Annotated in this window: 14 protein-coding genes; 4 read left to right on the top strand and 10 right to left on the bottom strand. The window is 57.4% G+C overall.

What is annotated here, in order from left to right; translation table 11 throughout:
• Positions 1 to 74 precede the first annotated feature (74 nt).
• Positions 75 to 521, top strand: a complete 447-nt coding sequence (gene cadR, locus ACYASS_RS13740) for a Cd(II)/Pb(II)-responsive transcriptional regulator (RefSeq protein WP_463586531.1) — start codon at positions 75 to 77, stop codon at positions 519 to 521.
• A gap of 151 nt (positions 522 to 672) precedes the next feature.
• Here the strand turns inward: cadR and ACYASS_RS13735 are convergent, their stop codons facing one another.
• Positions 673 to 1644: a thymidylate synthase gene (locus ACYASS_RS13735; RefSeq protein WP_463586530.1), complete on the bottom strand. Its 972-nt coding sequence runs from the start codon at positions 1642 to 1644 to the stop codon at positions 673 to 675.
• A 52-nt stretch (positions 1645 to 1696) separates the two neighbouring features.
• On the bottom strand, positions 1697 to 2509 hold the full coding sequence (lgt, locus tag ACYASS_RS13730) for a prolipoprotein diacylglyceryl transferase (RefSeq protein WP_463586529.1): 813 nt from the start codon (positions 2507 to 2509) through the stop codon (positions 1697 to 1699).
• A gap of 202 nt (positions 2510 to 2711) precedes the next feature.
• Here lgt and ACYASS_RS13725 point away from each other — a divergent pair, with 202 nt between their 5' ends.
• Positions 2712 to 3458, top strand: a complete 747-nt coding sequence (locus ACYASS_RS13725; protein ID WP_463586528.1) for an NRDE family protein — start codon at positions 2712 to 2714, stop codon at positions 3456 to 3458.
• A gap of 365 nt (positions 3459 to 3823) precedes the next feature.
• Here the strand turns inward: ACYASS_RS13725 and ptsP are convergent, their stop codons facing one another.
• The gene (ptsP, locus tag ACYASS_RS13720) at positions 3824 to 6103 is read right to left on the bottom strand and encodes a phosphoenolpyruvate--protein phosphotransferase (RefSeq protein ID WP_243244170.1); all 2280 of its coding nucleotides are present in this window, start codon (positions 6101 to 6103) and stop codon (positions 3824 to 3826) included.
• A gap of 21 nt (positions 6104 to 6124) precedes the next feature.
• On the bottom strand, positions 6125 to 6604 hold the full coding sequence (locus tag ACYASS_RS13715) for an RNA pyrophosphohydrolase (RefSeq protein ID WP_027898512.1): 480 nt from the start codon (positions 6602 to 6604) through the stop codon (positions 6125 to 6127).
• Between the two features lie 142 nt (positions 6605 to 6746).
• Here ACYASS_RS13715 and ACYASS_RS13710 point away from each other — a divergent pair, with 142 nt between their 5' ends.
• Entirely contained in the window at positions 6747 to 7403 is a 657-nt protein-coding gene (locus tag ACYASS_RS13710) for a histidinol-phosphatase (RefSeq protein WP_463586527.1), read from the top strand.
• A gap of 107 nt (positions 7404 to 7510) precedes the next feature.
• Here the strand turns inward: ACYASS_RS13710 and ACYASS_RS13705 are convergent, their stop codons facing one another.
• Both ACYASS_RS13705 and ilvA read right to left on the bottom strand, forming a co-directional pair.
• Positions 7511 to 7939, bottom strand: coding sequence for a DUF2269 family protein (locus ACYASS_RS13705; protein WP_463586526.1), 429 nt, complete (start codon positions 7937 to 7939; stop codon positions 7511 to 7513).
• 114 nt (positions 7940 to 8053) lie between these two features.
• The gene (gene ilvA, locus ACYASS_RS13700) at positions 8054 to 9568 is read right to left on the bottom strand and encodes a threonine ammonia-lyase, biosynthetic (protein WP_463586541.1); all 1515 of its coding nucleotides are present in this window, start codon (positions 9566 to 9568) and stop codon (positions 8054 to 8056) included.
• A 238-nt stretch (positions 9569 to 9806) separates the two neighbouring features.
• Between ilvA and rpiA the strand changes: the two genes are divergently transcribed.
• Positions 9807 to 10478 (top strand): ribose-5-phosphate isomerase RpiA, encoded by a 672-nt coding sequence (gene rpiA / locus ACYASS_RS13695; RefSeq protein WP_027900679.1) that lies wholly within the window; start codon positions 9807 to 9809, stop codon positions 10476 to 10478.
• 133 nt (positions 10479 to 10611) lie between these two features.
• Here the strand turns inward: rpiA and ACYASS_RS13690 are convergent, their stop codons facing one another.
• From ACYASS_RS13690 to ACYASS_RS13675, 4 genes are all read right to left on the bottom strand, one after another.
• The gene (locus ACYASS_RS13690) at positions 10612 to 11520 is read right to left on the bottom strand and encodes an SdiA-regulated domain-containing protein (protein ID WP_243244166.1); all 909 of its coding nucleotides are present in this window, start codon (positions 11518 to 11520) and stop codon (positions 10612 to 10614) included.
• Positions 11521 to 11706: 186 nt separating this feature from the next.
• A complete protein-coding gene (locus ACYASS_RS13685) occupies positions 11707 to 12627 on the bottom strand; it encodes an SdiA-regulated domain-containing protein (RefSeq protein ID WP_463586525.1) in 921 nt (306 codons plus the stop codon).
• Positions 12628 to 12802: 175 nt separating this feature from the next.
• Positions 12803 to 13468: a fumarylacetoacetate hydrolase family protein gene (locus tag ACYASS_RS13680; RefSeq protein ID WP_463586524.1), complete on the bottom strand. Its 666-nt coding sequence runs from the start codon at positions 13466 to 13468 to the stop codon at positions 12803 to 12805.
• Between the two features lie 50 nt (positions 13469 to 13518).
• A complete protein-coding gene (locus ACYASS_RS13675) occupies positions 13519 to 14913 on the bottom strand; it encodes an FAD-binding oxidoreductase (RefSeq protein ID WP_463586523.1) in 1395 nt (464 codons plus the stop codon).
• Positions 14914 to 15018: the final 105 nt, after the last annotated feature.

Here is a 15018-nt window from a genome sequence, read left to right as displayed (position 1 = left end):
TTTAACGTGCTTGTTGCCAAGTGAACACCCTGTAGCCACTATAGGGTCAAGCACTGAAAACAGGATCGACGACGATGAAGATTGGCGAGCTGGCAAAACTGACTGACGCGCAGGTGGAAACCATCCGTTATTACGAGCGCGAGGGGCTGCTGCCGGCACCGGCGCGCAGTGATAGCAATTATCGGCTGTACACCCAGGCCCATGTAGAGCGGCTGACGTTCATCCGCAATTGCCGCAGCCTGGACATGACCCTCGAAGAAATCCGCAGCCTGCTCAACTTGCGCGACAGCCCGCAAGATCAGTGCGTGAGTGTCAATGCGCTGATTGATGAGCATATCCAGCACGTCAATGACCGCATCGCCAGCCTGCAAGCCTTGCAGACGCAGCTACTGGACTTGCGCCAACGCTGCAGCGACGGTGCTCCGGATCATTGCGGGATTCTGGATCGACTGGAAGTCAGCGGCAGCGTGGTGACTGCAGATGTGGAGCACTCCCATGTGGGCAGGAGTCATGGGCATTGAGGCGATTGAACGGCCTCGCACATTCCCTGTGGGAGCAGAGCTTGGTCCGGGCGGCATTCCGACGATAAACGATAACGCGGTGTTTCTTCTGGCCACGTCTCATACATCGCGGGCAAGCCCGGCTCCCACATAAAAGCATCAAAGCAATGTTCTAAACCGCCATCGGCGCGGTCATCGCCGGGTGATGCTCGTAACCTTCCAGCGAGAAGTCTGAAGGTTCGATCTGCTCTAACCATTCCGGCTGATACTCACCAGTCTTGGCAAACTCGGGCACACGATCAGAAATCACCAGTTTGGGCATCGGATACGGCTCGCGCTTGAGCTGTTCGTTGAGCATGTCCAGATGGTTTTCGTAGACGTGGGCATCGCCGATGAAATACGTGAACCAGCGAGGCGTGTAGCCCGTCAGACGGCCGATCAGGCTCAGCAGCGCCGCACCTTCAGTCAGATTGAACGGCGTGCCGAGGCCCAGATCGTTGGAGCGGATGTACAGCGTCAGGGAAATTTCTTTGGTTTCTTGATTCGGGTGGAACTGATACAGCAGGTGGCAAGGCGGCAAAGCCATCTCGTCCAGCTGCGCGCAGTTCCAGCCGTGGAACAGAATACGGCGGCTGCCCGGGTCTTTGATGATGGTGTCCACGCACTGGCGAATCTGGTCGATGGCCTTGTACAGGACAACGTAAGCCTGACCGTCTTCCTCGGACTGGGCGATCTGCTGATAGCCCTGGCTGATCGCCAGTTCGATGGCTTTCGGATTGCTCAGGTCAATGCGCTTGTAGGCAGGCCACTTGCGCCATTGCACGCCGTAGATTTCGCCCAGATCGTCTTCACCCTTACGGAACGGATTGTCCAGCCATTGGGCGTTTTCGTTGGCGTTCTGGTCCCAGACCTTGCAGCCCAGTTCGCGAAACTCAGCCGCGTTGTTCACGCCGCGCAGGAAGCCAACCATTTCGCCAATGGCCGACTTGAAGGCCATACGCCGGGTTGTAATCGCCGGGAAGCCTTCCTTGAGGTCATAGCGCAGCATAGCGCCGGGAAAACTGATGGTTTTCACACCGGTGCGGTTGGCCTGCAAGGTGCCGTTCTTGATGACGTGGGCAACTAGATCCAGATATTGCTTCATAAATTACCTGCTTCGGTGAATCCGCCGGGCAGGCTCGCCCGGCGTTTCGGTGTTAAACCGCCGCGTTCTTGCCGGCGGGGGCGCGGTTGTAAGCCAGCCAGATCAGTACAGCACCCGCGATGATCATCGGCAGGCTGAGAATCTGCCCCATGGTGACCCAACCCCACGCCAGGTAACCCAATTGCGCGTCGGGCATGCGCACGAACTCGACAATGAACCGGAACAGCCCGTAGAACAGTGCGAACATGCCGGAAATAGCCATCGTCGGGCGGGGCTTGCGAGAAAACAGCCAGAGGATGATGAACAGCGCGACACCTTCGAGGGCGAACTGATACAGCTGCGAAGGATGACGCGGCAATTGCGCCGGATCGCTGAACGGAGGGAAGACCATTGCCCACGGCAAATCGGTCGGCTTGCCCCACAGCTCGGCATTGATGAAATTGCCGATACGGCCCGCACCCAGACCAATCGGCACCATTGGCGCGACGAAATCCATAAGTTCGAAGAACGACTTGCCATTGCGTCGGCCGAACCACCACGCAGCGACCATCACTCCGACGAAACCGCCGTGGAACGCCATGCCGCCCTTCCAGACCTCGAAGATCAACAGTGGATTGGCGATGTACGCAGGCAGATCGTAGAACAACACGTAACCCAGCCGCCCACCGACGATCACGCCCATGGCCAGCCAGAAAATCATGTCGGAGAGCTTTTCCTTGGTCCAGGTCGGATCAAAGCTGTTCAGGCGCCGCGATGCCAGCAGCCACGCGCCACCGATACCGACCAGGTACATCAAACCGTACCAGTGTATTTGCAGCGGGCCGATGGCCACCGCCACCGGGTCAATCTGCGGGTAAGGCAGCATTGCAACTCCTTAAATGGGAACGCTCTTGCGAGCACTTAACCAGACACACTAAAGCAGGAAATATAAACCCACGCTGAACAGCTATTTGGCGGGCATGACGAAAAGAGACCGGCATGTTACCGGAGCAACGCCCGACGCTCTAGCGGCGTGCGATGGATGCAAGCCTCTTGTGTGGGTAGAGTGACTGAAAAAGGAGTACTGCATGTGTCTGATCGTTTTCGCCTGGCGCCCTTCTCACGCACAGCCGCTGATCGTTGCCGCCAATCGTGACGAGTTCTACGCTCGCCCGACTCAACCCCTCACGCAATGGACCGATGCCCCACAAGTCTATGCAGGCCGCGATCTTGAAGCGGGCGGAACCTGGCTTGGCGTCACCGCAGACGGGCGTTTCGCTGCACTGACCAATATTCGCGACCCTGACTTGCCACTGGGACATCGATCACGAGGCGAACTGGTTGCTCAATTTTTGACCAGCGATATTTCGATTGAAGATTATCTTGCCGAGGTAGCCAACAGATCGGATGAATACGGCGGTTTCAATCTGCTGGTGGGCGATCGTCTGCAGTTGTACTACCTCAATGGCTCCAACCCTGAGCCGCGTCGGCTCAATGAGGGTGTTTATGGGCTTTCAAACGCGTCGCTGGATACGCCGTGGCCAAAAGTCGAGAAGGCCAAGGCTGCGTTGAGTACTCATCTGGATGAGCCGAACCCACTGGCGCTTATGGCCTTATTGAGCGACCCGACCGTTGCACCGACCGCAGACTTACCGGACACCGGCGTGAGCCTGGCCACCGAGAGCCTGCTGTCGAGCCTGTTCATCGCCAGCCCCAATTACGGGACCCGCGCCAGCACTGTGCTGATCGTCAATGCTGACGGCAGTCGACACTTCGTTGAACACAGTTTCGGGCCGTATGGCGGGAGATTGGGTGAGGTGGAGTTAAGGATCTGACACAGCTCAACAGATGGAATGCGATCTCCTGTGGGAGCCGGGCTTGCCCGCGATACAGATCACTCGGTATGCCTGATACACCAAGGTGCCTGAATCGCGGGCAAGCCCGGCTCCCACAGGGGATAAGCATTTCAAGCCAAGAACTGATGCACTCACTGCTCTCCGCTTGATCATCAATGCTGACGGCAGCCAACACTTCGTCGAACACAGTTTTGGGCCGTATGGCGGGAGATTGGGTGAGGTGGAGCTAACCGTTTGATGCCTGTTGGAGCGAGGCTTGCCCGCGAATCAAACACCTCGGTTTACCAGGCCTACCGTGTCATCGTTCTTCGCGGGCAAGCCACGCTCCAACAAATTGACCGCGATTAATGCCCTTTCACTGACCCCGGATTGATCATCCGCGACAGCCCCAGGTTTTTCAGCGCCAGTTGCAGCGAGCTGCTGATGACTTGCGGGTTGTCGTTGGTCATCAGTTGCGCGAGCAATTCCTTGGCCTTGCTCAGATGGATCTGACGCAGCATCCACTTCACTTTCGGCAAGTTAGTGGCGTTCATCGACAGGCTGTCGAAGCCCATCGCCATCAACAGCACCGCAGCAGCAGGATCACCGGCCATTTCGCCACAGATACTGACTGGCTTGCCTTCAGCATGAGCATCACGCACTACGTTCTGCAGGGCTTGCAGTACCGCCGGGTGCAAATAATCGTAAAGATCAGCAACCCGTGGGTTATTTCGATCCACGGCCAGCAGATATTGAGTCAAGTCGTTGGAGCCCACCGACAGGAAGTCCACCTGACGCGCCAGATCACGAGTCTGATACACCGCAGCCGGTACTTCGATCATCACGCCAACAGGCGGCATCGGTACATCGGTACCTTCGTCGCGCACTTCGCCCCACGCCCGGTGGATCAGGTGCAGCGCTTCTTCCACCTCGTGGGTGCTGGAAATCATCGGCAGCAGAATCCGCAGGTTGTTCAAGCCTTCGCTGGCCTTGAGCATGGCGCGGGTCTGCACCAGGAAGATTTCCGGGTGGTCGAGGGTGACGCGAATACCGCGCCAGCCCAGAAACGGGTTTTCTTCCTTGATCGGGAAGTAGGACAGCGCCTTGTCACCGCCGATATCAAGGCTGCGCATGGTGACCGGTAGCGGGTGGAAAGCCGCCAGTTGCTCGCGATAAATCGCCAGTTGTTCTTTCTCGCTCGGAAAGCGTTGCTGGATCATGAACGGTACTTCAGTACGGTACAGACCCACACCTTCCGCGCCGCGCTGTTGGGCGCGAGCCACGTCAGCCAGCAAACCGGTGTTGACCCACAGCGGCATGCGATGGCCATCCAGTGTTACGCAAGGCAGCTCGCGCAGCGCGTCCAGCCCTTGAGACAGCTGGCGCTCTTCTTCAACGACCTTGGCGAACTGCTTGCGCATGGCATCGCTGGGGTTGGTGAAGACTTCGCCGTGGTAGCCGTCGACAATCAGCTCGATGCCGTCAACCTTGGAATAGGGCAGGTCAACCACGCCCATGACCGTGGGAATACCCATGGCCCGGGCCAGGATCGCAACGTGGGAGTTGCCGGAGCCGAGTACAGAAATCAGACCCGCCAGCTTGCCTTCCGGAACTTCGCCCAGCATGGCGGCCGTCAGTTCTTCACTGACAAGGATCGTATTGTCCGGATACACCAGCGTCTGTTGCCGCGCCTCTTGCAAGTACGCGAGCAAGCGACGGCCGAGGTCTTTAACGTCAGAGGCACGCTCGCGCAGATAGGCGTCGTCCATCAATTCGAAACGTTTGACGTGCTCGTTGACCACCGAGCGCAATGCGCCCTGAGCCCACTGACCGGCCTTGATGACGTTGGTCACTTCGCTGCCCAGCGAGGCGTCGTCGAGCATCATCAGATAGACGTCAAACAGCGCTCTCTCTTCGGGGCGCAGCTGGTTTGCGAGCTTGGCAGACAGTGCGCGCATGTCGCTGCGCACGCCTTCCAGAGCCGTCTGGAACAACGCCAGCTCAGCCGCAATGTCTGTGACCGTCTTGTCAGGCACCACTTCAAGATCGGCGGGCGGCAGCATGACCACCGCAAAGCCCACCGCAGCACCGGGTGAACCGGCTACGCCTACGAATTTGGCTTCCTGAATACCTTTGCCCTGACGACCCAGACCACGGATTGAGCCAGTGGCTTCAGCGTGGGCGATAACCCCGGCGAGCTGCGCGCTCATGGTCACAAGGAAGGCTTCTTCACCTTCATCGAACTGACGACGCTCCTTCTGCTGGATAACCAGTACGCCCACCACACGACGATGGTGAATGATCGGCGCGCCCAAAAACGACGCATAGCGCTCTTCGCCGGTTTCGGCAAAGTAGCGATAACGCGGGTGATCAGCGGCGTTTTCGAGGTTCAGCGGTTCTTCACGGGTACCGACGAGGCCAACCAGACCTTCGTTCGGCGCCATGCTGACTTTGCCAATGGAGCGCTTGTTCAAGCCCTCGGTGGCCATCAGCACGAAGCGATTACTTTCGGGATCGAGCAAATAGACCGAGCAGACTTGGCTGCCCATGGCCTCTTTGACGCGTAACACAATAATCCCCAACGCCGCCTTGAGATCCTTGGCGGAGTTAACTTCCTGGACGATCTTGCGCAGCGTATTGAGCATGGCTCGGGGTCGAACTCCGTGTCAGTCGCGCGATAAAAGGCGCGGGGCAAGCTCTTTGAGTGCGCGTCGATACACCTCGCGCTTGAATGTCACCACCTGACCCAGCGGATACCAATAGCTGACCCAGCGCCAGCCATCGAACTCCGGTTTCCCGGTCAAATCCATCCGCACCCGCTGCTCGTTGGAGACCAGGCGCAGGAGAAACCATTTTTGCTTCTGGCCGATACACAGCGGTTGGCTGTGCGTCCTGACCAGTCGTTGCGGCAAACGATAGCGCAACCAACCCCGAGTACAGGCAAGAATCTGCACATCCTCAGGTTCAAGCCCGACTTCTTCGTTCAATTCACGATAAAGCGCGTCTTCCGGCGTCTCCTGAGGGTTGATACCACCCTGTGGAAACTGCCAGGCATCTTGGTTGATTCGCCGAGCCCATAGGACCTGGCCGGAGTCGTTTGTCAGAATTATCCCGACATTAGGACGGAAACCATCGGGGTCGATCACGGCAACAACCTCGCAAACGCATGTCACCGCATTGTTCCACAAAGCCGATCAAAGCAGCAACGAGGCTTAGCAGGTTATGTGAAGAGTTGTGAAAACCTCGTATTCTGGTGCTCTTTTTTCAGCAATTTCAGCGAGTAACCACATGCGCCTGGCTTTATTCGACCTCGACAACACACTTCTGGGTGGCGACAGCGACCACGCCTGGGGTGATTACCTGTGCGAACGCGGCATCCTGGATACCGCAACTTACAAAACTCGTAATGACGAGTTCTATCAGGATTACCTGGCTGGCACCCTGGACCTGACGGCGTATCTGAATTTCACACTGGAAATCCTCGGCCGTACCGAAATGGCCCAGCTAGACGAGTGGCATCGCGATTTCATGCGTGATTGCATTGAACCGATCATGCTGCCCAAAGCGCTGGAGCTGATTGCCAAGCATCGCGAAGCAGGCGACAAGCTGGTCGTCATCACCGCGACCAATCGCTTCGTTACCGCACCTATCGTGGCAAAACTGGGTATCGAAACGCTGCTGGCCACTGAGTGTGAGATCGTCGACGGTCGCTACACCGGACGCACCACCGATGTGCCGTGCTTCCGCGAAGGCAAAGTGACACGTCTGAACCGTTGGCTGGAAGAGAACCAGCTCGGCCTGGAAGACAGCTACTTTTACAGCGACTCGCTCAACGACCTGCCGCTGCTGGAAAAGGTTGCCAACCCGGTGGCCGTGGACCCGGACCCGAAATTGCGCGCCGAAGCTGAAAAGCGCGGCTGGCCGGTGATTACGCTGCGCAGTTGACGGAATTTGTTGGAGCGAGGCTTGCCCGCGAATCAGGCGCCTCGTTCCAACAGTTACTCCGCGTTATCGTTCTTCGCGGGCAAGCCTCGCTCCAACAAGCCTGAAACTCAAACCGGTTTGGCCCCCATCAACCCGGCAATGGCGATGAAACAGACGGCCGCAAAAATCGCCAACGCCAAGGTGAACTTCACACCACCTCTGGCAGGATCAATTCGCAGCTTGTTCAGGCGCACCACCAGCCACAGCCAGCTCAACGCGCCCAACGTGTAGAGCACGCTGCTTCCCAGCACCCAGATTTGTCCCAGCGGCCAGCCAACCAGGTGCGCCAGCCACCAGCCGCTAATCGGCATGGTCAGCAGGCAGAGCCCCATCAGAATCCACGCAAACAGGCGCGGCCGAAGCAACAGGCGGGTGTGGTTGGTGGTAAACCCTGCCCTGCGGCCCTTGATCAGCCAGATAGTCAAACCGAGGGCGCTGAGCAAAAACAGCACCGTCGCCGAGATGTGCAGGGTTTTCAGGGCGGTGAGGTGATCCATGTTCTATTCGCTCCGCAGTTGAATCGGTAGGAGCGAACTTGTTCGCGAGACGATGCACCTGTGTACGCAGGCTTATCCTCTCGCGAACAAGTTCGCTCCTACCGGATCATTGTATTAGCCCAGAAACAATTTATACGCCGGGTTCTTGCTTTCATCCCAATACGGATAGCCAATCTCGGCCAGTGCCGCCGGGACCAAATGCCTTTCGTCCTCTGGCACGACCAAACCCGCCACGACCCGACCATCCGCCGCGCCATGGTTGCGGTAGTGGAACATCGAAATCGTCCACTGCCCGCCCAGCTTGTTGAGGAAGTTGAACAGCGCGCCCGGACGTTCCGGGAATTCGAAGCGAAACACCACTTCGTCGCTGACCCGCTCGGCATGCCCGCCGACCATGTGCCGAATGTGCAGCTTGGCCAGCTCGTTGTCGGTCAGGTCAATCACCGGGAAACCCTGCTCGGTGAGGCTTGTGATCAGACCTTTACGTGGATCAGTGTCCGGATGCGTCTGCACACCGACGAAAATGTGCGCTTCACGGTCGGTGTGATAACGGTAGTTGAATTCGGTGATCTGGCGCTTGCCAATCGCTTCGCAGAAGGCCTTGAAGCTGCCCGGCTGCTCCGGGATGGTCACGGCGATGATCGCTTCGCGGCCCTCACCCAGCTCGGCACGCTCGGCAACGTGACGCAAGCGGTCGAAGTTGACGTTGGCACCTGAGTCGATGGCGACAAATGTCTGGCCGCTGACTGCTTCCTGCTCGACATACCTTTTGATCCCGGCCACAGCCAAAGCTCCTGCTGGCTCGGTGATCGAACGAGTGTCGTCGTAAATGTCCTTGATCGCCGCGCAGATTTCATCGGTGCTCACCGTGATCACTTCGTCGACGTAATGCCTGCAGATGTCGAAGGTGTACTCACCAATTTGCGCCACAGCCACGCCGTCGGCAAACAGACCGACCTGTTGCAGCACGACGCGCTCGCCGTAGGCCATGGCTTGTTGCAGGCAATTTGAATCATCCGGCTCGACACCGATGACCTTGATGTCCGGGCGCAGGTACTTCACGTAGGCCGCAATACCGGCAATCAAACCACCGCCACCCACCGGTACAAAAATCGCGTCCAGCGGGCCCTGATGCTGACGAAGAATTTCCATCGCCACGGTGCCTTGCCCGGCAATCGTGTCTGGATCGTCATAGGGATGGATGTAAACGAAGCCCATTTCATCCACCAGCTTTAGCGAATGCGCCAGCGCTTCAGGGAAGGAGTCGCCGTGCAGCACCACTTTGCCGCCCCGGGAACGCACGCCTTCCACCTTGATTTCCGGCGTAGTCTTGGGCATCACGATAGTGGCTTCGACGCCCAGGGTTTTCGCCGCCAGGGCCAGACCTTGCGCGTGGTTGCCTGCTGAGGCAGTGACGACGCCCCGGGCCAGCTCTTCCGGGCTTAGCTGCGCCAGCTTGTTGTACGCGCCACGAATCTTGAACGAGAACACCGGTTGCAAGTCTTCGCGCTTGAGCAGCACCTGATTGCCCAGCCGTTCGGACAACTGACGAGCGCCCTGCAACGGGGTTTCCACGGCCACGTCGTAGACGCGGGAGGTGAGGATTTTTTTGACGTACTGTTCAAGCATCACGGCGACATCACTGGCAAAAGGGCAAGGACAGGAAGTCTAACCCGCACTCCGATGCACGACCACACGAATCACGGGGCTTTGGCGCTGGCATGTCGCTATAATGCGCGCCCTTTTACACATTACCGGTAGGAGCGAACTTGTTCGCGAGACGTCGTGCCTGTGTACGCAGACCTGGCCCCTCGCGAACAAGTTCGCTCCTACCGTACGTGAACAACCCGGCACCCGTGGAGCCCGCATGAACCAGGATCAACTCAAACAAGCCGTGGCGCAGGCCGCCGTGGATTTCATCCTTCCGAAACTGGACGACAAAAGCATTGTCGGCGTCGGGACCGGCTCCACAGCCAACTGCTTCATTGATGCACTGGCCCAGCATAAAGGCGCATTCGACGGCGCAGTTGCCAGCTCCGAAGCCACTGCCGCACGTCTCAAGGGCCACGGCATTCCGGTTTACGAGCTCAATACCGTCAGCGATCTGGAGTTCTATATCGATGGCGCCGACGAAAGCGATGAGCACCTGAACCTGATCAAGGGCGGCGGCGCAGCTTTGACCCGCGAGAAAATCGTTGCGGCCGTGGCCAAGACTTTTATCTGCATCGCCGACGCCAGCAAGCTTGTACCCGTGCTGGGCGCGTTCCCGTTACCTGTTGAAGTGATCCCGATGGCGCGCAGTCACGTTGCCCGCCAACTGGTAAAACTGGGCGGCGACCCGGTTTACCGTGAAGGCGTGTTGACTGACAACGGCAACATCATTCTTGATGTACACAACATGAACATCACTAATCCTGCCGAACTGGAAAGCCAGATCAACGCAATCGTTGGCGTTGTGACCAATGGCCTGTTCGCGGCGCGTCCTGCGGATTTGCTGCTACTGGGAACTAGTGAAGGGGTTAAAACGCTGACGCGTTGATTGCCTGCGCCGCAGTGAATGGAGGACTGTAAGGGCGAGCTTGCTCGCGATTGCGGTCCTTTATTCAAACAAGTAATGCCAGGGAGTACGCCATCGCGAGCAAGCTCACTCCTACAGAACCGGCATAAAAGCCTCAGGGCTTTTTGAACACGTAAAACAGATTCGGCTCGCTCACCAGATACAGGTTACCTTCGTCATCCATGGCGATGCCCTCAGCCTGGGGCACGGTTTTGCGAAGCCCCATGGAGCCTTGGCTTAACGAGACATTGCCCACCGCTCGACCCTTGGTGTCGAGCTCTACGATTTGGCGGGACTCGTCCGACAACGCCAGCAAATGCCCGCTGCGTTCATCGAACTGCAGACTGGAAATGTCCCGCACAAACAGCCCCGCATCACGCTTGGCATCAGAAGACACCTCAATCATGCTCGGCGCATCGGCGTTCATATTGGGGAAGCCACGCACCTCGATGATCTGTGTAGGCCGCCGCTCTTTGGCGACAAAAAGGCGCTGCCCTTTGGTGTCGTATGCCAGCCCTTCATAACCGTTGTTGTTTCCGGCCCCTATGCCGAGCGTGAGTTGCTCAGCATCAGCGGCATCAAGAAAGGTCGTATCGTTATCTACATGGACCTTGATCAGCCGCTGCTTGCGCTCATCACTGATCACATAAATGCCAGGGCTGATGTATTCCACCGCCTCAGCGTCACCGAAGCCGGTCAGCGGAATACGCCGCAAGACCCGACCTTCAAGGCTCAGCTCAACCATTTCGGCATTTGAATTGGTGACGGTAAACAGACTCTTGCGATCCGGGTCGTAGCTCAGGGCCGAGACATCATCCTCCAGCCCGGCAATGACCTGGCCCTCAATAACCACCCGATAATCGCCCAGCCCCATGGCCTGCGCGTCCTTGTCTTGCCAAAACAGGTGCCAGTTGAACAAGGCACGTTCGGCGAAACGGTATTCACGGTTGGCAAAAAATAACAGCAACGCCAGCAGAATCAGGACCGCAACAACGATTTTTCGGAAAGAGAGAAGCTGGCGCATTCAGAAGGCTCAATGATGGGGCGGGCAGCATAAATAGCATGCGAATATGAATTGAAACTTAATGGCGCAGAGCCATCACACGCAATGATCCTGTAGGAGCTGCCGAAGGCTGCGAAGGCGTTTCATCTGATGCACCGCAGTTCGCAGCCTGCGGCAGCTCCTACAGGCAGCTCAACAGAACCCGACCTACTTCTTCTTAAACGAATAAAACAGATTCGGTTCGCTGACGATGTACAGATTGCCATCGTCGTCAAACGCCACGCCCTCGGCGCGGGGTATGGTGTCTTTCAATCCGTTGAAACCACCGAGCAACGTCATGAAACTGACCTGCTCGCCCTTTTCATCGAGCTCCAGCAGCATGTGCGAATCCGCGGACAGCGCCAGCGTGTGCCCGGTACGCGGCTCGACGGTCAACGAGGAAAGGTTACGCAGATCCAGCGACTTGTTGATGACCTTCTGCTTGTCACCGGTCAAAACATCACTGCCATTACTCGCCCAGATAAACATCGCTGCAGGGCGCTCCTCACCCAGCACCAGTTGCTGACGACGCGGATCCCAGGCGACCGACTCGAACGCTTTGTTCTGATTTTTGGAAGCACCCAGGTTGTAGCTAGGGAAATCGGCAAAATTCAGCGAATTGGTCTCCGGGCCGACCTTGATGATGCTCAACTGATGCTGACGCTCATCCGCGATTGCCATGAAGCCATTCTCCATGACGGCAACCGCCTCGGGATTGCTCCAGCCCAGCATAGGAATCTTGCGCAGGACATCGCCCTTGAGGGTCAACTCGACCAGGAACGGATTCTTGCCCATGACCGCAAAAAGCGTTTTAGTCACCGGGTTATAGGACACATCCGACGCCTCATCATCCTCCATACCCGGCAGCGCCTTGGCGTCGATATCGACGACATAGTCCGGCAGCCAGACGCTTGCATCGCGCTCGGTCGAGCTTTCGAAGCGTTCACCAAGCCAGAGCAGGCCACGATCATCCCAGTGCATTGCGTAAGCAACGCCGTAGCCAATCACAACAACCAGAAGCAGCAAACCGTACCAGCGCAGGCGAGATGGACGACGCGACGATTTTGCAGCCGATGAGGGGGTGGTCATGAGCGTTCCCGATTATGAATAACAGGCGATGGCACAGTGCCGCAGCGAAGGCTGCTGGAGGCCGGATTATCCAGATCAATTGTGAAAAAAACGCCAATTGTTCTATTTAAGCCCCATAAAACGCAAAAACCGCCTACGACACTTATCGCAGACGGTTTCGGTCACCGCGAAAAAATCAGCGAACGCTGCTTTCGAAGGGCTTCTGTCCTACCAGTTCCAGGACCAGCTCATCGCCAGCCACCAGCGGGCCAACGCCTGCCGGAGTGCCGGTCATGATCACGTCACCAGCCTGCAGCGAGAAGCAGGCGGCCATGTGCTGAATCACTGGCACGATAGGGTTAAGCATGTCGCGGCTGTTACCGTCCTGACGAACTTCGCCATTGATGGTCAGGCGAATGCCGATATCGGTCAGGTCAGAGAACGTTTCAGCAGGCACAAACGGAGCAATGACTGCAGCACCGTCGAACGACTTGGCTTCTTCCCATGGGTAGCCCTTGTCACGCAGCTTGGTTTGCACATCGCGCAGGGTGAGGTCCAGGCCAGGAGCAAAACCGGAAATCGCGTCCAGAACTTCTTCGCGGGTCGGGTTCTTGGTCAGCGGCTTGCCGATCAGCACGACAATTTCCGCTTCGTAGTGCACCGAGCCACGATCAGCCGGGATGGTGAAACCACCTTCCAGCGCAACAACCGCGCTGCCTGGCTTGATGAACAGCAGCGGCTCGGTAGGCACCGCGTTGTTCAGTTCCTTGGCATGCTCGGCGTAGTTACGACCCACGCACACGGCCTTGCCCATGGGAAAGTGGATGCTCGTTCCGTCGACATACTTGTGCTGATAACTCATGGCGGCTCCTTGGTCTCGTTGTGGTCACGCCACTATAAAGTGACGGCCCATTAAACAGCGAAGATTTTTCCGGGGTTCATAATGCCGTTCGGATCGAATGCAGCCTTGATGGCTTTCATATACTCGATTTCTACCGGAGAACGGCTATACGTCAGGTAATCACGCTTGGTCATGCCTACACCGTGCTCGGCAGAAATCGAGCCGTTGTATTTCTGCACAGTTTCGAACACCCATTTGTTGACCCTGGCGCACTTGACGAAGAACTCTTCCTTGTCGAGCGCCTCAGGCTTGAGGATGTTCAGGTGCAGGTTGCCATCACCAATATGGCCGTACCAGAGCACCTCGAAATCGGGATAGTGCTCGGCAACGATCGCATCAATTTCACTGAGGAACGCCGGCACCTTTGAAACAGTCACCGAGATGTCGTTCTTGTAAGGCGTGAAGTGGGAGATGGTTTCGGAGATGTACTCGCGCAGCTTCCACAGGTTTTTCAGCTGCTGTTCGCTCTGGCTCATCACGCCATCCAGTACCCAGCCCTGTTCGACACAATGCTCAAAGGTAGCCAATGCTTCATTGGCCAGATCTTCGGTGGTGGCCTCGAATTCCAGCAGCACATAGAACGGGCATGGCGTATCGAATGGCGAAGGCACGTCGCCGCGCGCCATGACGCGGGCAAACGACTTGTCAGAGAAAAACTCGAACGCCGTGAGGTCCAGCTTGCCGTGAAAGGCGTGCAGCACCGGCATGATCGAGTTGAAATCGGTAGTGCCCAGCACCATCGCCGTCAGGTTCTTGGGGGCGCGATCAAGGCGCATGGTGGCTTCGACGACAAAGCCCAGCGTGCCTTCAGCCCCGATGAACAACTGACGCATGTCGTAGCCAGTCGCGTTTTTGATCAAATCCTTGTTCAGCTCAAGGATATCGCCCTTACCGGTGACAACCTTCAGGCCTGCGACCCAGTTGCGGGTCATGCCGTAGCGAATGACCTTGATTCCGCCAGCATTGGTGCCGATATTGCCGCCAATCTGACTGGAACCTGAGGACGCGAAGTCCACCGGATAATAAAGGCCGTTTTCTTCCGCAAGGCTCTGCAGTTGCTTGGTGATTACGCCTGGCTGGACGCGAACCGTACGCTCGGTGACGTTCAGCTCCAGCACCTGATTCATGTAATCGAACGAAACCACCACTTCGCCATTGGCCGCCACAGCGGCCGCAGAAAGCCCGGTTCGGCCGCCCGACGGGACCAGCGCGACCTTGTGTTCATTGGCCCACAGGACGATGGCCTGAACCTGCTCGATGGTCTTGGGAAAGACGATGGCAACGGGCGCGGGCGTGAATTGCTTGGTCCAGTCCTTGCCGTAAGCCTCAAGGGATGCGGCATCGGTGAGCACTTTTCCAGGCTCAACCAGGGTCTTCAGTTCATCTACCAGCGCAGAATGGATCATCGACGGAACTCTCGAACAATTCATGGTCATCCTGAGAACGCTTCACGTCCAGGAATGGGGTTTCGCGGGGTGCATATGCTAGCATACGCCCCCCGCCAATCGAGC

The sequence above is a fragment of the Pseudomonas sp. HP_14 genome (assembly GCF_055283875.1).
The sequence above is the reverse complement of the archived record's forward strand: the minus strand, read 5'-3'. Positions and strand labels throughout refer to the sequence as shown.